The organism is Embleya sp. L77 (assembly GCF_055557415.1).
This window is the reverse complement of sequence record NZ_CM145710.1, coordinates 2,232,335-2,250,740: the sequence shown is the minus strand read 5'-3', so window position 1 is coordinate 2,250,740 and position 18,406 is coordinate 2,232,335. Positions and strand designations below refer to the sequence as shown.

Sequence of the window (18,406 nt, the reverse complement as noted above, 5' to 3'; positions counted from 1 at the left end):
GACCGTCGTCGCACTCGTAGAGTCGACGCATGCTTCTGTGGATCAACGGACCCTTCGGGGTCGGCAAGACCCAGACCGCACACGAGTTGTCCCGGCGGTTGCCCGGCAGCGTGATCTGCGATCCGGAACAGGTCGGCTTCGGCATGCACCGGATGATGCCGCCGGCGCTGCGGGGTGACTTCCAGGACCTGCCCGCCTGGCGACAGGGCGTGTTCGAGGTGCTGGACCGGGTTCTGACCGGGCAGGACGGCCCGGTGATCGCGCCGATGACGGTGATCGAGCCCGGCAACTTCCGGGAGACCGTCGGACGCCTGCGTGAACGCGGCCACGACGTGCGGCACTTCACGCTGCTCGCCGAGCGGGAGACGATCCTGCGGCGGCTGCGCGAGCGCGGCCTCGGGCACGCGGTGCGGGTGGTGGCCGGCAGGGCGGCGGCGCTGCGTGGGGAGACCTTCGCGGTGTCGAGGCTGGACCTGTGCCTGGAGCGGCTGGCGGCCCCCGAGTTCGCCGAGCACATCCACACCGACCGCATCGACGTCACCGGGGTCGCCGATCGCATCGCCGACTCGGCCGGCCTGGCCCTGACCCCGAACACCGACGGTCCGCTGCGCGGTCGGCTGCGCCGGGCCTGGACCGGCGTTCGGCACATTCGGCTCTTCTGATCCGCGCGGGGAATCCTGCCGGGGCGAAAGCCCGCCGGACGCGGGTCAGTCCTGCGCCGGCGACAGGAGGGTTCGGGGGGTGGGTTCGGGGCTGGAGGGGGTTGGGCGGGGGCGGGGGTGTGTGGTCGTGTCGGGGTGGGGATTCGTTTCAGGAGGGGCGGTGGGGTGAATCCTGGTGGGCATGAAGCACCGCCGAGGAGTTCCCGTGAATGCCGGCACCGGATCGACCGACCCCTCCGGTGTGTCGCCGGCCCTCGACATCGGGCCTGACCCGGGTGTGACCACCCTCGCCGAGGCGCCCGGTCTGCGTGTGGCCACCCGTCGGATCCCCGGGCCGCCGTCCGCGAGCCCGCGGGCCTGGTTCGGCCAGGTCCGGGACACCCCGCTCGGTACCCGGGCGATCTTCGGCGACGTGGCCGGCGACCCGCTGTGCGCACCCGATCGGGTGGCGGACGTGCTCACCGCGTTCGCCGCGGCGGCGCCGAGCGCCGCGACCCTGTCCGAGATCGCGCATCAAGTCGCGTTGTCGCTGCGCGACGACCATCGCCGCGGCCATCGGGCCCTGGTTCGGGTGCTCCTGGTCGAACACGTCGGCGATCCGGCCGGCATCGGCTCGCTCACCCTGATCAATCGCGGCTACCCGACCCCGCTCCTGGTGGTGGGTCGCCGCGTGCTCGGCCTCGAACCGGCCTTCGCCACCCCGCCGATCGGTGCGCTGACCCCCGGCAGCCTGCGTCCGCCGGAGCTGGCGGTCGCGGTCGGCCTCGGTGAGCGGGTCCTGCTGTACACCGACGACCCGGCCGAGACGTCCGACACCGGCGACGGGCACTACCCGCTGGCGGAGCGCGCGCCCGACCGGCTGCACGGCGACTTCGCCGACGCGCTGGAGCGTCTCGTGGTGGACGTCGAGGCGCACTTCGACACGTCCTACACCGGCGATGCGGCGCTGTTCCTGCTGGAAGCCGAGCAACCACGGCAGCCCGACGAGCCGCGCCGACCGGAGCCCGCCGACGCCTGAGCACACTGCCCCGCCCACCCGTTCGGCCCGCCCACAGCGCGCCCGCGCCCGCCCCGTCCTACCGTTCGAACATGGCGAAAACCTCACCCGGGCGCGGCACGGCGGAGCACGGTTCCTGGATCACCTTGCGGCTGATCGTGATCGTCGTTGTGATCGTACTGAGCGTTTGGTTCGTCCTGGCCAACACCGGGAGCACCGAGATCCGCTTCTGGATCCCCGAGGTGGAGGCGCCGCTGTGGTTCGTGCTGGCCGGCACCTTCCTGGTCGGGGCCCTCATCGGATGGCTGGTCGGCCGCAACCGCCCACCCCGCTGAGCGACGCCCGTGGCCGGCCGCCGAGCGGCGACCGTGGCCGAATGGCACCTGCGGCCGGCCGGCAGACGCGCCCGACCCGCAGCTCGGCGGAACGCCCCGGATGCCCCGGCCCGCGCAGCGCCCTCAGACGCCCGGCCCGCGCAGTGCCGTCGGTGCGGCGAGGCGCCCGGCCGCTGCGTTCGATCGGGGGTGCGCGCGGTTGGGGTGCACGCCGTGCAGTCGGAGCTGGAACATCGCGTCGAAGCGGGCATCCCCGTCGGTGAGGTCGATCGCGCCCACCTCGGACAGTCGGCGCAGTCGATAGCGGAACGTGTTCGGGTGCACGTGCACGGCCGCCGCGGCCGCGGTGACGTCGCCGAAGGTGTCCAGCCACGCGGCGAGAGTCTCGGTGAGATGCGTGTCGTGTTCGGCGTCGTAGGCGCGCAGCCGGGTGACCGGGCCCGCCGGAGCGTCGTCGGTGGCCGCGACCCGGTCGGCGACGTCGACCAGCAGCGAGGACACGTACACGTCGCACAGTCGGGCCACCCGCAGCGACGAGCGGCCCGCGCGCAGCACCCGCAGTGCGCGGTCCGCGTCCGCACGGGAAGCGGGCAGGTCCACCTCGCGCGCGGCCACCCGGCCGATGCCCACCACCGCGTCGATCCGGCCGCCGATCCGGGCCAGGAACTCCTCGGCGAGTCGGACCGCCCTGGCATCCGACTCGGTGGGCAGGATCGCGTAGGTGAAGCCGCCCAGTCGTGCGGTGGCGGTGCGCGGGTGGACCGCTGCCAGGTGCAGGGCCAGCGCGTCGACGATCCGGTGTTCCTCCGCGCTGCGCTCCGCCGGTGCCGAGTCGCCGACCACGGCGAGTGCGAGCACGCACGCGGGTTGGTGGGCCAGGCCCAGTCGGCCGGCCGCATCAACCGCCGCCGGACCGCCTTCGAGCACGGTGGCGAGCAGGTCGGTGCGCAGTCTGCGCTCCACGTCCGCACCGGCGCGGCGGCGCAGCAGGTGCAGTGCGACCACCTTGGCCGCCTCGGTCAGCGAGCGGGCCAGCTCTTCGGACAGCGGCTCGCGCACCACGACCCAGATCGAACCGAGGATCTCGTCCCCGGCCCGGACCGCGATGGCCACCCGGGGCAGGTCGGAGACGCCGACCAGGTAGAGCGGTCCCTCGCTGCGGTAGAGGGCGTGGAAGGCGCCGCGTTCCTCGAGGATGCGCAACATCTCCGCGGGCACCTGGCGGTCCAGGATGGTGGCGATCCGGGGTTCGTCCGCCTCGTCCTGGCGGCTGGAGAAGGCCAGCACCCGCCCACTGCGGTCCTCCACCGTGACCGGTCCGTCCAGCAGCGCGGCGATCGCGTTGACCAACGCGAACAGGTCGCCGGCCGGCGCCCCGTCGAGGGTTTCACCGCTCTGCGCGGTGCCCACCTCGTCCACCGCGAGCAGTGCCCGCAGCAGGGTGGTGACCTGCGACCAGGACGCGCCGGGGGTGAGCGACAGGATCACCACGCCGGTGCTCGCCACGGCCGCCTCGACCTCGGCGTCCACCACGATCGGGCCGCGTACCACGATGGCCGATGCGCCCAGTCCGGCGGCGCGGTGCACCAGGGTGGCGATGGCGGTGGATCCGTAGACCGCGACGCCCAGAATCACCGCGCCCGGCGGGTGGGAGGGTTCGTCGTGCGGGTCGTGGATGAGCACGCCGGTGACCTCGCGGTCGGGATCCGGCGTGCCGGCCGCCACCGCGAACAGGGTCGACCCGAGGTCGTCGATGATGCGCCCGAGGACGGCGCGCGGACGCCCGGTCATCGGCTGCCCACCGGGACGTGGGCGGGGGCGCTGCCCCGGACGGATATGCGCCCGGTGCCCGGCACGTTCACGCTGCTCGGCACATCCATGCCACCGGGCACGTTCGTCCCGCTGGGCACGCTCCCACCGCTCGGCGCATCCGTACCGGTTGGCACGCTCATCCTGCTCGGCACGCTCATGCCACCCGACACATCCACGTTGCTCGACACGTTCACGACAAGGGAATCCAATCCGTCGACACAGGTCCCCCGTCGAGCCTGTCGAGCCCGGGGGGCCGGCCGTGTCGCCTTGGCCGGCCCGTGGGCGGAGTCTAAACGATCTTGGGGTGGATATGGGCAGGTAAGAACGGCATATCCCGCACGATCTCGATTCTCACGGTCGGCGCGCCTCCGGTCCGCGATCGAGCACGTACCGTCCGTCCCGGCCGAAGCCGCGCACCCGCAGGCCCTGGGCCATCAGCCCGCCCAGCACCTCGCGCACCGCCAGCCGCCACCCCCGCGCCGCCGACGGGTCGGCCCGGCGCAGCGCCTCGATGTCCCGCGGCACCGCCACGAGCACCACGTCCCCGTCGGTGCGGCCCTGGATCGGCCGCCCGTCGGGGGCCGCGTCCAGGCCGATCACGACCTCTCCCGCCAGATCCTCGGTGTCCACCGGCTGCGGAACCCCGGCGCAGGCGAGCGCGACCCGGTCGCTGCTCAGGTCCCACCGGGCCAACAGCCGATCGGAGAAGTCGTCGCCGTTGATGGCGTCGGACATCGGCCCGTAGAAGTCGGCCAGGTACTCGGCGGGTGTCGCGCCGAGCTTGGCCAGGTTGAAGTAGGCGTTGCGCCCGACCAGGGGGTCGAACGTCCAGGTGACCCGGGTGATCCCGCGCTCCAGGCACCATGCGCGCTGGTACACCTTGAGCGCGTAGCCCACCTCGCGTCCGCGTGAGCGTTCGTCGACGCCCGCGATGTGCGAGTGCAGGCCGTCGGTGGAGAGCAGGCCCACACCCGCGCCGATCAACCGGTCGCCCTCGTAGGTGCCCACGACGTAGCCGCCGGCGTGCGACACCACGGTCATCAGCTCGGAGTTGATCATCGGGTTGGTCGGGTCGGGCTGCCAGACGCGTTGGAACAGGTCGCACGCGTCGGCCATCTCGCCCAGGGTGTGCAGTTCGCGAATCTCCACGTGGGCCACGCGAGCCGCGCGGTCGGCCGCCTCGGCCGCGCGGTCGCGAAGTGCACCGGGATCGGGTTCGGGTTGGCGGTCGGCGCGGTACAGGTCGCCGCCGGTACGCGCGCCCGCCGGTGTCGGCGTCATCGGGCCGTTGCCTCCGTCTCCGCGTCGGTCGCGGGTTCGACCGCCGCCCGCTCGGGCAGCGGCTCGCCGATCGTCGGCACACCGGACAGCAGGGCCCGGGTGTATTCGTGTTCCGGGTTCTCCAGGACCTGGGCGGCCGGACCGCACTCGACCAGGACGCCCCGGTCCATCACCGCGATCCGGTCCGCCAGGTAACGCACGACGGCCAGGTTGTGCGAGATGAACAACATCGCGAAGCCGAGTTCGCGTTGCAGGTCGCGGATCAGGTTGAGTACCGCGCCCTGGACCGAGACGTCCAGGGCGGAGGTGACCTCGTCGGCGACCAGCACGGCAGGCCGGGCGGCGAGCGCGCGGGCCAGTGCGACGCGCTGGCGCTGGCCGCCGGAGAGCGCGTGCGGCAGGCGGGTGCTGACGCCGGGGTCGATGCCGACCAGGTCGAGGTAGCGGGCCACCTCGGTCGCCCGGGTCGCACGGTCGCCGCGCGGCAGCGCCTCGGCGACCGAGCCGCCGATGGTCAGCCGCGGGTTCAGCGACGCGAAGGGGTCCTGGAAGACCAGCTGGATCGGCCTGCGCCCGGGCCTGCGGCCCTGGTCGACGCCGTCCACCAGGACCTGTCCCGAGTCGATCGACACCAGCCCGACCGCGGCCCGGCCCAGGGTGGACTTGCCCGATCCGGAGCCGCCGACCAGGCCGACCACGCTGCCCGCGGGCACGTCCAGGGAGACGTCGTCCACGGCGGTCGAGGCGTTGCGGCCGCGTCCGTACCGCACGGTGATGTTGCGCAGTTCGAGCGAACCGGACGTGGCGCTCGCAGCCGGGCTCGAGGCGGCTTCGGCGGTGGCGGAATCCACCGTGCTCACGGCTTTCATCGTGCCTCCTCCAGTTCGTGGGTGGCGGTGGTGATCGGGTCCCAGCACGCGACGCGACGTCCGGGGCCGATCCGCTCCAGCACCGGCTCCTCGGTGCGGCAGCGGTCGGTGGCCCGGGCGCAGCGGGGCGCGAACGGGCAGCCGACGCTCTCCTCGCCGGGCTCGGGCGGGCGGCCGGGGATGGTCGCCAGCGGGATGTCCCGGTCGGTGGTCATGCTGGGCACCGCGCCGATCAGCGCGGCCGAGTACGGGTGGGCCACGCCGTCGGCGAGGTCCCCGACCGGGAGTTCCTCCACGATCCGACCCGCGTACATGACCACGACGCGGTCGCACACCTGGGAGACGACGGCGATGTCGTGCGAGATGAGCAGCAGCGCGGCGCCCGATTCGGTGCGCACGTCCCGGAGCAGGGCCAGCACCTGGGCCTGCACGGTCACGTCCAGGGCCGTGGTCGGCTCGTCGGCGATGATCAGGCGGGGTTCGCCCATCAGGCCCATCGCGATCATCACGCGTTGCCGCATGCCGCCGGAGAACTCGTGCGGGCGCTTGCGGACCCGCAGCTCGGGGTTGATGATGCCGACCGCGCCCAGGCGGGAGACGGCCCGGGAGAGGGCCGCCGCGCGCCCGGCGTTGTGGTGCACCTCGGCCACCTCGGCGAGTTGCCGGCCGACGGTGAGCGCGGGGTTGAGCGAGGCCATCGGGTCCTGGAACACCATGGCCATCGAAGTGCCCTTGGGCGCCTGCTTGTTCAGGTCCCGGTCGCCGAAGCGCAGCGTCCGGGCGCTGACCCGGCCGGGGTGCGGGACCAGTCCGGCCGCGGCGAGTGCGGTCAGGCTCTTGCCCGAGCCGGATTCGCCGACGATGCCGACCGCTTCGCCCTCGTCGACGGTGAGGCAGACGTCGTGCACCGCGGTGTGGCCGGGGAAGCGGACCTGGAGGCGGTCGATGTTCAGCAGGCCGGACGTGGTCTCCTCGGCGGGTGCCTCGGAGGTCGCCTCGGCGGTCTTGATCTCGGGTTGCGGCGCGGTGCGGCCGGCGTTCGCCTTGGCGACCACCTCGCCGATCAGGCCGAAGGTGATGCCGGTGAGCACGATCGCGGCGCCCGGGCCGACCGCCGACATCGGGTCCACCATGACCCGGTCGAGTTGCTCGTTGAGCAGGCGTCCCCAGTCGTAGTCGGGCGGTTGCACGCCCAGGCCGAGGAAGGACAGGCCGGAGAAGGCGACCAGGATGCCGGCGGCGGTGGTCGAGACGAACAGCGCGACGGGTTCGGCGATGTTGGGCAGGATGTGCCGGACCACGATCCGGAAGCGACCGACGCCGAGGATCCGCGCCGCGGCCACGTAGTCGGTGCCGGCGATCGAGGCGGTCAGGTTCTGGACGAGTCGGGCGGTGCTGGGGGCTGCGCCCAGGCCGATGGCGAAGGCGGCGGAGAAGGTGCCGACGCCGAAGATGACCGCGAGGAAGAGCACGAACAGCAGGCCGGGGAAGGCAACGAGCAGGTTGACCACGGCGGTGACCAGACGCCCGGCGCGGCGGCCGAGGACGGCCGGCAGGACGCCCAGGACCAGGCCGCCGACGACCGCGATGAGCGTGGCGAACAGGGTCAGTTCCAGCGTGAGCCGGGTCGCCACCACCACTCGGGCGGCGATGTCGCGACCGAGCGCGTCGGTGCCGAACAGGTGCTCGGTGCCGCTGTGTCGGCCGATCGCGTCGGTGTCGATCCGGTCGGCGGTGTCGCCGAGCAGCATGGGTCCGAAGATCGCCGTCAGGAGGATGAGCGTGCTCGCGACGGCCGCGGTGATCCCCAGGGGGGTGCGCAGGGCGAGGCGGAGTCTTGGTGCCTGGGACATCGTCAGCTCCCGCGAATCGTGGACTGGGGATCGGCGGCGGCGACGGCGAGGTCGACCATGAAGTTGATCATGAGTGCGGCGGCTCCGTACACGAGCACGATGCCTTGGACGAGCGGATAGTCCTTCTGCAGGATCGCCTGGACGATGGTCATGCCCAGGCCGGGCCACGCGAAGACGTTCTCGATCAGCACGGTGCCCGCCAGCAGGCCGCTGAGCAGCAGGCCGCCGAGGGTGAGCGAGGAGGTCAGCAGGTTGGGCAGCGCGTGCCGCAGGTAGACCAGTCGGCCCGGCAGTCGCTTGGCCCGGGCTGTGCGCATGTAGTCCGTCTCGAAGACGCGCAGCGCCTCGACCCGAACGATCCGCGACAGCGCGGCGATCGGGGTGATCGCCAGTGCGAGCACCGGCAGGACGTAGGAGTCCGGCCCCTCGCGCAGCGCCACCGGGAACCAGCCGAGCGAGACCCCGAACACCGAGGCGAGGCCGACGGCGAGGAGGAACTCCGGAATGGCCACGATCGCCCCGGTCGAGGAGGCGAACGCGAGCTCGCCGCGCCGGCGCCGGCCGTTGCGGGTCCACACGGCCATGGCCATGCCCAGCGGGATGGCCACCAGCATCACCAGGAGGAACGCGTAGATCGCGATCTCCATGGTCGCCGGCAGTCGGTCGCCGATCATCCGGGACACCGGGACCCGGGCGGTGATCGATTCGCCCAGGTCGCCGTGGAAGAGCCCGCTCACGAAGTGTTTGTACTGGTCGATCAGCGAGTCGTTCAGGCCCAGTTGTTCCTTGCGGGCGGTGACCGCCTCGGGCGTGGCGTTGAGTCCCAGGGCGCCGCGGACCGGGTCGCCGGGGACGAAGTGGATCATCGCGAAGGCCGCGGTGACCAGTGCGGCGAGGGAAACCAACAGGCGCCCGGTGCGGCGTACGAAGAAGGAGGTCCAGGGGCCGAGCCGGAAGTCGATCAGCCGGCCGGCCGGGGTTGCGGTACTGGCTGCGGTGCTCATCGGCCACCGACCTTGCGCAGGGTGGTCGGAATGGGACCGCCACCGTCGAGTTGGAAGTTGTAGCCCCGAGTGAAATAGGGGGTCATCGAGTCCATGAAGGTCACCACATCGAGACGTTTGATCAACTCGGATTCGGCCGCGGTCCACTCGGGACAGCCGGAGGTGTCCGGCTTGGCCATGGCGAGGGCCACGAGACGCTTGTGTTCGGGGTTGTCCAGCGAACCGAAGTTGAGCCCCTCCGGAGGAGGGGGCCCCATGAAGAACGGGAGGGCCTGGTCGGGTGTGGTCACCGAGAGAGGCGCCCACGCGACTTCCCACTGACCGCCCATCAGGATCGTGGCGTTCGTCGCGGCGGTGGTCGGCTGGGTGCCGACCTTGACGCCGAACGAGTTCCACTGCTTGACCGCCAGCTCGACGGCGGCGGTGAGCTGGTTGCCGAACACGCCGGGGTAGGGCATGGAGATCGACAGCTGTTTGCCGTCCTTCGTCCAGCGCCCGCCGGACTTCTTCCAGCCCGCCGTCCGCAGCGCCTCCGCGGCTTGAGCCACGTCGTGCGGCGGAAGGTGGGCGGTGACCGCGTCGTCGGTGCAGGGCGGCCCCATCGTGACACCGACGCGGGTGGCCGGTTGGCCCTTGCCGCCGGTGGCCACCGCACCGATCTGCCTGAGGTCGAGTGCCTGGATCAACGCCCGGCGTACCAGGGGGTCGGCGGTGACCCGGTTGGCGGCCTCGTTGAAGACCAGCATCCCCATGGGGTCGCGCTGGATGGTGGACTTGAGGCCGGCCGCGGCCAGTCGGGTGCGGTCGGCGCCCATGATGGGTGCGATGTTGATCTGCCCGCCGAGCAGCAGGTTCGCTTTGGTGGACTCGTTGGTGACGACCTTGAAGACCACCCGGTCGGGCAGGTCGGCGTTGCCGATGCCGTCCGGCCCCCAGGCGTAGCCGGGGCGCTTGGTGAAGATGAAGTGGTCGCCCGAGACGATCTGGCTCAGTCGGTAGGGACCGGTGCCGTCGGACGCGTGGTTCAGGCGGTCGGGCGATCGCATGCCGTCGGGGCACACCACGCGCAACATCGCGGTCCCGCGGACCAGGAACGGCGCCGGGTCCGGGGTCTTCAGCGTCAGGGTGCCGGCCGCGTCGTCGGCGGTGGCCACGGTCCCGGGCGGCACCATCAGGCCGTACAGCGGCGACTTGTTGGCCGGGTCGGCGATGTGGGCGTACTCGGCCGCGATGTCGGAGGGGGTCAGTGCCCTGCCGCTGTCGCACATCACGTCGCGTCGGATCGTGAAGGTCGCCGAGGTCGCGTCGGAGGTCCATTTCTCGGCGACGCCCGAGACGATCCGCCCGTCGGCCGCGACGTTGATCAGCGAGTCGTAGGAGTAGCGGTTCATGGTGACGGCCGACGAGGCCAGCGTGGTCAGCGGATTCATGTTGCCGGGGTCGCCTTCGATGGCGATCGTGACGGAGTCGACGTCTCCCGCGCCGCCGTCGGCCGCGGTGCCGCCGCAGCCGGCGGCGAACAGGCCCAACGCGACGGCCGCGGCGGCCCCGCGCGGGGCGCGTCTCATCTCGCGCCCCCGGCCGGACACCCGACCGCGTCGTGCCCGGCGACGGATGCGACGGCCGACTCGCCGGCCGCGACCCGCGGGAGGGCACGGCTCATGTGCAGGAACCGGGCCCGGTCGCCGTCCCCGAGGAAGGCGTACTGCGCATGCCGCGCGCCGCGCGGTTCGACCTCGATCAGCGTACGGGCGTCGCGGACCACCAGTGCGGTGGTGCGGACCTGGTCGTCGCCGGACATCTCGGCGGCGGCGCCGATGGTGCGCGTGGTGAGCACCAATCCCTCGTCGGACTCCGCCACGTCGAAGACCATCGCCTGTGAGGCGTACCGGCCGACGAAGAAGCGCGAGTCCACCGCCGGGGGCTCGACGGGGGGCGTGGTGGGCTCCGGGACCACCACGTCCGCACTCGTCGCGAACACGTCGCGGACCAGGTCGTACATCACGGTCAGGTCGCCGCCGTTGGTGAGGATGGCGATCGAGACGCCGCTCTCGGGGGCCACCCGCAGAATCGCGCTCTGGCCGATGGCGCCGCCGTCGTGACCGATCACCGGGCCGCCGACCCAGTCGAAGAGGTTCCAACCCAGTCCCCACACGGTGCCCACGGCCTCGATGTCGGGCACCTGGACCTGCGGCTCGCGCATGGCCAACGCGGACTGCTCGGACAGCAGGCGGGTCCCGTCCGGGAGCAGTCCCCGCGCCACGTGCGCGGCGGCGAAGGCGACCAGATCGCTCGCGCTGGTGGTCAGGGTCGAGCCGGCCGGTGCGTTGGAGCGCGGCCCCTCCCATTTCGGCACCCGGACCGGGGTCCCGTCCGGGCCGGCCCCGTGCCCGATGGCCACCCGGTGCAGGATCGCCTCGTTCGGGTTGGTGGCCACCCGGGACAACCCCAGGGGCACCGCGATCCGCTCGCGCAGCGTCTCCTCCCAGGTCTGCCCGGTGAGCACCTCGACGAGCCGGCCGAGGACCACGTAGCCGGCGTTGCAGTACGAGAACATCTCGCCGGGCGGGAAGAGTTGGCCCGCGTCCTCGGCCAGCCCCGCGACCAGCTTGGCCACCGCGTCGTCGCCGGGACCGCGGTCGTCGAACAGGTCGCCCTCGAACCCGGCGGTGTGGCACAACAGCTGACGCGTGGTCACCACCTGCGCGGCGGCCTCGTCCACGATCCTGAAGTCCGGCAGGTACGTCCGCACCGGGGCGTCCAGGTCCAGCACGCCCTCGTCGACGAGCTGCATGATCAGCGTCGCCGTCCAGACCTTGGTGATCGATCCGATCTGGAAGATCGACTCCGGGGTCGCGGGGTACCCGATCTCCACGTCGAGCACACCCGTGGCGGCCGTGACCGTCTCATCGCCCATCCGTACCGCGACGCTCGCGCCGGGGATGTTGCCACGCTTGGCCAGCTCGCCGAGTCGGGTCGCTAGATACTCGGGCGTCGGCAGTGTCCGGGCAGCGGGCCCGGGCACCTCGGATCGTCCCATCGTGGGGTACCTCCTGGGAAGGCGGCGGCGAGTGCCGCAGAGGACGATCACGGTAGGCAGCGCCCGATGGCCTCGAATCGTCGTCGTGGACGAAGAACGGCCGATGAACCTGTCCGAATCACCGACGCCGAGCGGCACCGCTTCCGGCAATCCTCGGCAGAGGCCGCCGACGGTCCGCGCACCGACCGCTTCGGTTTGCCGAGGACGCGCGCGAATCGGGCCGGCCACGGGCAACGCGACGAGGCGGGAGCAACCGATGGACGTGTACATCTCGATCGACATGGAGGGCGTGGCGGGCATCGCCACGCTGGACCAGATCTGGCGCGGCGGCACCGGCTATCCCCGGGCCCAGCACCTGATGACCGGCGAGGCCAACGCCGCGATCGAGGGCGCCTTCGCGGCGGGCGCGGAGCGCGTACTGATCAACGACAGCCACGGCACGATGGACAACCTGATCGCCGAGGACCTGGACCCCCGCGCCCGGATGATCCTCGGCTCGCCCAAGGCCCAGTGCATGGCCCACGGCCTGGGCCCGCAGCACGCGGTGGCCCTGTTCGTCGGCTACCACGCGGCGGCCGGCAAGCCGGGCGTGCTCTCGCACACCTTCTCCGGCAACTTCACCTCGGTGAGGCTGAACGGCCGGCACGTCACCGAGGCCGAGGTCATCGCGCTGCTCGCGGCCCGGCACAGCGTGCCGATCGGGCTGGTCACCGGCGACAACCACGTGTGCTCGGTCGCCGAGAAGGCGTTCCCCGGCGTGGTCACCGCGCAGGTCAAGTCCGCCGAGGGGTGGGCGGCGGCGGACACCATGCACCCCTCCCTGGCCCGGGACCTGATCCGGGAGAAGGCCGCACTGGCGGTCACGAACGCGGCCTCGCTGCACGCGTTGCCGATGCCCGAGGAACTGGTGCTGGAGGTGGGCTTCCAACTCCCCCTGGCCGCCGAGTTCGCCACCTCGGTACCCGGCGCGGAACGCCTGGACCTGCTGACGGTGCAGTGCACGGTGGCGGATCCGGAGACGCTGATGGACGTGATCAACCTCTGGTACTCGGTGGCCGCGCACGCCGCCGCCAACCACCTGCCGAACACGGGCAAGCGCTGAGCACCCCCACCGGGCCCTGCGGGCCCACCCGACGATTCACGGAGCGCACATGAGCACCGGCCAAGAGCCGATCGAGCCCGCCAAGACCATCCGGGACATCTTCGACGCGGCCGAGGTCGACGGCTACCTGCACGTACGCGACCTCGACGGCGACGACGAGGTCGACTACCTGGCCGACACCCCGGTCGTCCTGGCCTCGGTCTTCAAGATCCCGATCGCCCTGGAGTACGCCCGCCAGGCCGCCTCGGGCCGGCTGGACCGGGCCGGGCGGCACCTGGTCACCGACGCCGACAAGGAAGGCGACGGCATCGGCACCGACGGCTGCATGCACGACGTCGAGATGAGCGCGCGCGACCTCGCCTACATGATGATGACGATGAGCGACAACGCGGCCACCGACGTGGTGCTCGGCCTGGTCGGCCGCAAGAACGTGCGGGCGACGCTGGACGAGTTGGGCTGCCACGCCACCTCGGTCACCGGCTGCAAGGAACTGTTCGCGAGCGTGATGAGCGACCTGGGTATCGACCGCGACGCCGCGGACGCCGACGCGCAGCTGGCACAGGTCACCCCCGACCGGCTCCGCACGCTGGCGGTGCGCGACCCCGAGCACACCGCCTCGACCACCCCGCGCGAGATCACCAAGCTGCTCGCCGCCATCTGGCGTGACGAGGCCGGTCCCGCCGAGGCGTGTGCCGAGGTGCGCGAGATCATGGGCCGGCAGATCTGGCCGCACCGACTGTCCTGCACGTTCGGGGACGAGATCCGGGTCTCCGGCAAGACCGGCACCCTGTGGGGTGTGCGCAACGAGGCCGGCGTCGTGGAATATCCGGACGGCAAGCGCTACGCCTGCGGCGTGTTCCTGCGCTCGGAGTCGATGGGCTTCCGCCTCCCGCGCGCGGACGCCGCGATCGGCCTGGCCGCGCGGGCCGCGATCGACCACCTGCGCGCCTGATCCGATGCCGTACCCGGCGACCCGTGCCCTGTCGCCGGGTGCGGCATCAGCGCGTGTTCCGGAGGGGGCTCGGGAACACGCCGGGACCCCGCGTCCCGACCCGGCTCGCCGTCCCGTCGGGTCAGGACGCGGGGTCTCCCGCCTTGCGGGCCACGTACACGGTGTTGGTCGCCGTACCGCCCTGGAGCGGATTGTCGAAGTCGACCACGTGCGCGGCGGAGTCCGCGAACACCTCGGCGAGCACCGCGCCGAACTCGGCATCCGGCGGGTCGTTCGACCAGAGCGCGAAGACGCCGTCCGGGTGCAGCCGATCGGCCAGCGCGCGCAGTCCGGCGGGCCGATAGAGCGCGGCGTGGCTGGGGTGCAGCACGTGCCGCGGCGAGTGGTCCACGTCCAGCAGGATCGCGTGGAAGCGCCGACCCGGTGCCTGTGCATCCCATCCCCGGGGGTCGCCCGCCAACGCGAAGAAGTCGCCCCGGACCAGCCGACAGCGCGGATCACCCGCCAGCTCGGCGCCCAACGGCACCAGGCCGCGCCGATGCCAGTCGATCACCTCGCCGAGCGCGTCGATCACGATCAGGCCGCGCACGCGGGGGTCGTCCAGCGCCGCCTTCGCGGTGTACCCGAGCCCGAGCCCGCCCACCACGACGTCGAGTTCGGCATCGGGCAGCGCGGCCAGGCCGAGTCGGGTGAGTGCGATCTCGCCCGCGGTGAACAGACTGGACATCAGGAACTCGTCGCCGAGCTTGACCTCGTACACGTCCTCACCCGTGGCCGGGTCCCGCCTGCGGCGCAGGCTGATCTCGCCCATCGGCGTCGGCCGCCAGTCGAGTTCCTCGAAACGCGCGCTCATCCGTGCACCCTCAACCGTGTCGGTGCCGCTCTCCGGCGCCAGTGGGTGGTCAGCCTATAGAGCGCGCGGCCCCGCCGGCGCCGGGTACGAGGGGCGGCGGGGACCGGCAGCGGTCGCGACTCCCGGGAGCGGGGCGGCCGGGCTCGCGGCCGGGCACCCGCGCGGATCCCGGAGGTCCGGCGCGTGGGGGCGGCGTTCGGGCGGCCCGGCGTGCGCCGTGACCCGGTTGGTGACGGCCACGGAGTCGAGGCCGATCTTTCGTCGGCGGCGACGGTGCGGCCCGGTGTGGACCGGCGGAGAGTGACGCCATGCGAATGCCGGCGGAACCGACCTCTGGAGCCCGACCATGACCGCACTCGCGACCGACCGCCCCGGGGTGCGCCCGCGGATCCGCGACTTCGGCCACGCACTGGGACCACTGGATCCCGGGACGTGGAACGCGATCACCGACGTGCCGGGCGTCCGCGTGGGCCACACCACGCTGTGCGACGCCGAGGCGGGGCCGTACTCGGGGGTGACCGCGATCGTGCCGGACGCGCTGCACACGCACGGCCCGCTGCGCGCCGGGCGGTTCGCCGGCGGCGGCCACGGAAGGTTCCTCGGAGCCACCCGACCGGTCGAACCCGGCGAACTGGAGACCCCGTTGTTGCTGACCTCCACGCCGTCCGTCTTCCGGGCCGACCCCCTGGCGACCCCGCTGCCGGGGCGGGCAGAACCGGCGCCGATCCCGGTCGATCCGGTGTTCGGCGGGATCGACGACAGGTGGCCGTCCCAGGCCGGACCGCGACCGCTGACCGCGGCGCACGTGCACGCCGCGCTCGCCGGCGCCTCGTCCGGCCCGGTGCCGCAGGGCAACGTGGGTGCCGGCACCGGTGCCTGCGCACTGGGCTACCAGGCGGGCATCGGCACCGCGTCGCGCCGGGTGCCGACGGAGACCGGCGAGGCGACCGTGGGCGTCCTGGTCCGGGCCGACATGTCCGGCGAACTGCGCCTGGGCGGCCAGGTGATGCGGCCCGCCTCACTGGGCCTGCCGACGGCCGGGACGACCCGCGAGGAGCGTTCGTGCGTGGTCGTGGTCTGCACCGACCTGCCCTGCTCCACGCGCGAGCTGACCCGGATCGCCGGCCGCGGCGTGTTCGCCCTGGCCCGGGTCGGCGCGGCGTTCGCGCACGGCAGCGGCGACTACGGGATGGCCTTTTCCACCGCACCGCCGGGCGCGTCCGCGCCGCTGCCCTCGGCGCTGCTCGACACGGTGTTCGCGGCGACCATGGACGCCGTCGAAGAGGCGGTCCTGGACGCCCTGTTGGCCGCGGACACGGTCGACGACCCGGCCGGGCACCGGGCGTACGCGCTGCCGCACGCGGCCGTGCGCCGCGCCCTCGGATGAGCGACGCGGCGCGCCCGGCCCGGTGTGCCGGACGGAACGGGCGCGGCGCCGATCAGGGCCAGGCGGCGCGTTCGTCCTCGCGTGGGGCGAGCACCGTCCTCGGCTCGGGGGCGTCGAACATCCGGACCGGGCGCCGGGCATCCCACGGCTCCCGCCCCGGTCCCCGGTCTTGGCGAACCGCACCCATGCCGCGAGCATCTCCACTTCAGCCGGGCGCCCGCGAACAGCCGTGCGCCGACCCGGTCCAGGATGCCCGTGGGCACGAACCACAGCCGGTACTCCTCGGTGTTCGAACCGATCAACAGCCCGATCCCGGAGCCGGGGCCGGCGCACCGGAACGACTGTTTCCCACTTCGGATTTTCCTCCCATTTTCCCACCACGACGAGCCGCGTAATGACACTGTGTTCACGAGTCGACACCTAACGCTATCACCGGGCGGTGTCGGCGTCGTTCGCGCGATCCGATGAAGTGGGAAGGGACCGACGTGAGTTCACAGCAACCGCAGCCGATCAGCCTGTACCCCGAACTGGACGAGGCGACCTTGACGCAGGTCGTCGAGGCGTTGGAGACCGGGCGGGCCGGGCGTCTCGCCCCGTCCCGGGTGGCCGAAATCGAGGAGGCCCGGGCCCAGGCCGACTTCAGCAGGGTCACCGTGCCCGGCGACCAGGGTGTCGGACTGGACGGCGGACTCTGGCTGCACCGGGACGACCGACCCAGGCCGTTGATCGTGATGCCGTCGCCGTGGGTGAATCTGGGCTGGGTCGTCTATGCGGTCCAGGCGACCCTGTTCGCTCTCAAGGGCTACCACGTACTGGCGTACACCGCACGGGGGTTCGGCGCGTCCGAGGGCGAGGTCGAGGTGGCCGGCGCCGAGGACATCGCGGACGGCAGCGCGGCGATCGACTTCGTGGAGTCCCGGGCCCGGGGCGAGATCAGTGGCGTCGGCTTCCTCGGCGACTCCTACGGCTCCGGCATCAGCCAACTGGTCGCCGCCGAGGACATCCGGGTGGACGCGGTGGTGGCGCTGAGCACGTGGGGCGATCTGGGCGAGGCGTTCTACGAGAACGGCACCCGGCATCTCGCCGCGGTTTCCACGCTGTTGGGCGCCGCGGCCGAGGCCCGGCTGAGCGAACGCACCCGGCAGGCGTTCGAGGACGTCCTGTCCAACCCGGATGTGCGACCGTCCCTGGAGTGGGCGCTGCCACGTTCGCCGCATCACCACGTCGGCAAGATCAACCGCCGCGGCGTGCCGATCCTGTACGCGAACGCGTGGCACGAGACGCTGTTCCCCACGAACCAGACGCTGAAGATGTTCAATGCGCTGACCGGTCCCAAGCGCCTCCTGCTGTCCATCGGTGATCACTCCGGGCCGGAGTCGCCGGGCATCATCGGGCTGCCGAACCGGATCTGGGCGGACGCGCACCGGTGGTTCGACCACCACCTCAAGGACATTGCCAACGGCATCGACACCGAGGGCCAGGTGGTCACGCAGATCATGTGGAAGGGCCCGGTCGAGGAGCAGCCCACGTGGGGTGCGGTCACCGGACGGACCGAACGGCTGTACCTGTCCGGCCCCTCGAACGGCGGCGACGGCACGCTCGCCGACAAGCCCGGACTCGACACGGACGTGGTCTTCCGATCCGGCGCGGACACACCGGCCACCGTCGCGAACAAGATCATCTTCTCCGGCTACGCGGAGATGGCCGGCCTGCCCAAGGTCTACCCGACCGACGAGATCGACCGGGCGCACGCGGGCGTCTGGAGCACCGCGCCGTTGCCCGTCGCGATGAAGCTGCGCGGCGTCCCCCGGCTGCATCTGACCTACACGGCGCAGGGGCCGACGCCCACACTGATCGCGCACCTCTTCGACGTGGACGCCGACGGCAAGGCCAACATCGTCACGCACGCGCCGTTCACCGAGGTCGAGGGCACGGCGGGACAGCCGGTCGCCCTGGACATCGAACTTCAGGCCACCGGTTACGACGTCGCGGCCGGCCACCGGGTGATGCTGGTGTTGGACACGTTCGACCCCTTCTACGGGTCGGCGCCGGTCGAGGGCAGCACGATCACCGTCTCCCCCTCCGAGGAGGACCCGTCCTACCTGGAACTGCCGGTGAGTTGACGATGCGGTAGTCGATCGTGCCTGCTGCCCGGCGCCGGTGCGACTCTCCGGTCGTCGCACCCTGCGCCGGGCAGCCCCGTCGCGTGGTTCCTGTCCCGGTATTCTCCGTCCTGGGCAACTCTCGTGCACAACACGG

15 protein-coding genes are annotated in these 18,406 nt (G+C 72.2%); 7 read left to right on the top strand and 8 right to left on the bottom strand.

What is annotated here, in order from left to right:
- Positions 1 to 29: 29 nt before the first annotated feature.
- The 3 genes from ACZOOI_RS39610 to ACZOOI_RS39600 all read left to right on the top strand — a co-directional run bounded on the left by ACZOOI_RS39610 (position 30) and on the right by ACZOOI_RS39600 (position 1,994).
- The gene (locus ACZOOI_RS39610; protein WP_465281653.1) at positions 30 to 662 is read left to right on the top strand and encodes an AAA family ATPase; all 633 of its coding nucleotides are present in this window, start codon (positions 30 to 32) and stop codon (positions 660 to 662) included.
- A gap of 205 nt (positions 663 to 867) precedes the next feature.
- Positions 868 to 1,680 (top strand): SpoIIE family protein phosphatase, encoded by an 813-nt coding sequence (locus ACZOOI_RS39605; RefSeq protein ID WP_465281652.1) that lies wholly within the window; start codon positions 868 to 870, stop codon positions 1,678 to 1,680.
- Positions 1,681 to 1,751: 71 nt separating this feature from the next.
- Positions 1,752 to 1,994: a LapA family protein gene (locus ACZOOI_RS39600; protein ID WP_465281651.1), complete on the top strand. Its 243-nt coding sequence runs from the start codon at positions 1,752 to 1,754 to the stop codon at positions 1,992 to 1,994.
- Positions 1,995 to 2,117: 123 nt separating this feature from the next.
- Here ACZOOI_RS39600 and ACZOOI_RS39595 read toward each other — a convergent pair whose 3' ends face one another.
- The 7 genes from ACZOOI_RS39595 to ACZOOI_RS39565 all read right to left on the bottom strand — a co-directional run bounded on the left by ACZOOI_RS39595 (position 2,118) and on the right by ACZOOI_RS39565 (position 11,853).
- A complete protein-coding gene (locus ACZOOI_RS39595) occupies positions 2,118 to 3,785 on the bottom strand; it encodes a PucR family transcriptional regulator (RefSeq protein WP_465281650.1) in 1,668 nt (555 codons plus the stop codon).
- 372 nt (positions 3,786 to 4,157) lie between these two features.
- Positions 4,158 to 5,087, bottom strand: coding sequence for a GNAT family N-acetyltransferase (locus ACZOOI_RS39590; protein WP_465281649.1), 930 nt, complete (start codon positions 5,085 to 5,087; stop codon positions 4,158 to 4,160).
- Positions 5,084 to 5,956, bottom strand: a complete 873-nt coding sequence (locus ACZOOI_RS39585) for an ABC transporter ATP-binding protein (protein ID WP_465281648.1) — start codon at positions 5,954 to 5,956, stop codon at positions 5,084 to 5,086. The genes ACZOOI_RS39590 and ACZOOI_RS39585 overlap by 4 nt, the downstream gene beginning before the upstream one ends.
- Positions 5,953 to 7,809, bottom strand: a complete 1,857-nt coding sequence (locus ACZOOI_RS39580; protein WP_465281647.1) for a dipeptide/oligopeptide/nickel ABC transporter permease/ATP-binding protein — start codon at positions 7,807 to 7,809, stop codon at positions 5,953 to 5,955. Before ACZOOI_RS39580 ends, ACZOOI_RS39585 begins: the two co-directional genes overlap by 4 nt.
- A 2-nt stretch (positions 7,810 to 7,811) precedes the next feature.
- Entirely contained in the window at positions 7,812 to 8,813 is a 1,002-nt protein-coding gene (locus tag ACZOOI_RS39575) for an ABC transporter permease (protein ID WP_465281646.1), read from the bottom strand.
- Complete coding sequence (locus tag ACZOOI_RS39570) at positions 8,810 to 10,381, bottom strand: ABC transporter substrate-binding protein (RefSeq protein WP_465281645.1); 1,572 nt, start codon at positions 10,379 to 10,381, stop codon at positions 8,810 to 8,812. The genes ACZOOI_RS39575 and ACZOOI_RS39570 overlap by 4 nt, the downstream gene beginning before the upstream one ends.
- Positions 10,378 to 11,853, bottom strand: a complete 1,476-nt coding sequence (locus ACZOOI_RS39565; protein WP_465281644.1) for a serine hydrolase domain-containing protein — start codon at positions 11,851 to 11,853, stop codon at positions 10,378 to 10,380. Before ACZOOI_RS39565 ends, ACZOOI_RS39570 begins: the two co-directional genes overlap by 4 nt.
- A 256-nt stretch (positions 11,854 to 12,109) precedes the next feature.
- Between ACZOOI_RS39565 and ACZOOI_RS39560 the strand changes: the two genes are divergently transcribed.
- Together ACZOOI_RS39560 and ACZOOI_RS39555 are read left to right on the top strand one after the other, a co-directional pair.
- On the top strand, positions 12,110 to 12,955 hold the full coding sequence (locus ACZOOI_RS39560; protein ID WP_465281643.1) for a M55 family metallopeptidase: 846 nt from the start codon (positions 12,110 to 12,112) through the stop codon (positions 12,953 to 12,955).
- 49 nt (positions 12,956 to 13,004) lie between these two features.
- Positions 13,005 to 13,907, top strand: coding sequence for a serine hydrolase (locus ACZOOI_RS39555; protein ID WP_465281642.1), 903 nt, complete (start codon positions 13,005 to 13,007; stop codon positions 13,905 to 13,907).
- Positions 13,908 to 14,028: 121 nt separating this feature from the next.
- Here the strand turns inward: ACZOOI_RS39555 and ACZOOI_RS39550 are convergent, their stop codons facing one another.
- Positions 14,029 to 14,760 carry a polyamine aminopropyltransferase gene (locus ACZOOI_RS39550; RefSeq protein ID WP_465281641.1) on the bottom strand — a complete coding sequence of 244 codons (732 nt, stop codon included), beginning with the start codon at positions 14,758 to 14,760 and terminating at the stop codon, positions 14,029 to 14,031.
- Between the two features lie 346 nt (positions 14,761 to 15,106).
- Here ACZOOI_RS39550 and ACZOOI_RS39545 point away from each other — a divergent pair, with 346 nt between their 5' ends.
- Together ACZOOI_RS39545 and ACZOOI_RS39540 are read left to right on the top strand one after the other, a co-directional pair.
- Positions 15,107 to 16,147, top strand: a complete 1,041-nt coding sequence (locus ACZOOI_RS39545) for a P1 family peptidase (protein WP_465281640.1) — start codon at positions 15,107 to 15,109, stop codon at positions 16,145 to 16,147.
- 485 nt (positions 16,148 to 16,632) lie between these two features.
- Complete coding sequence (locus ACZOOI_RS39540; protein WP_465281639.1) at positions 16,633 to 18,270, top strand: CocE/NonD family hydrolase; 1,638 nt, start codon at positions 16,633 to 16,635, stop codon at positions 18,268 to 18,270.
- Positions 18,271 to 18,406 lie beyond the last annotated feature (136 nt).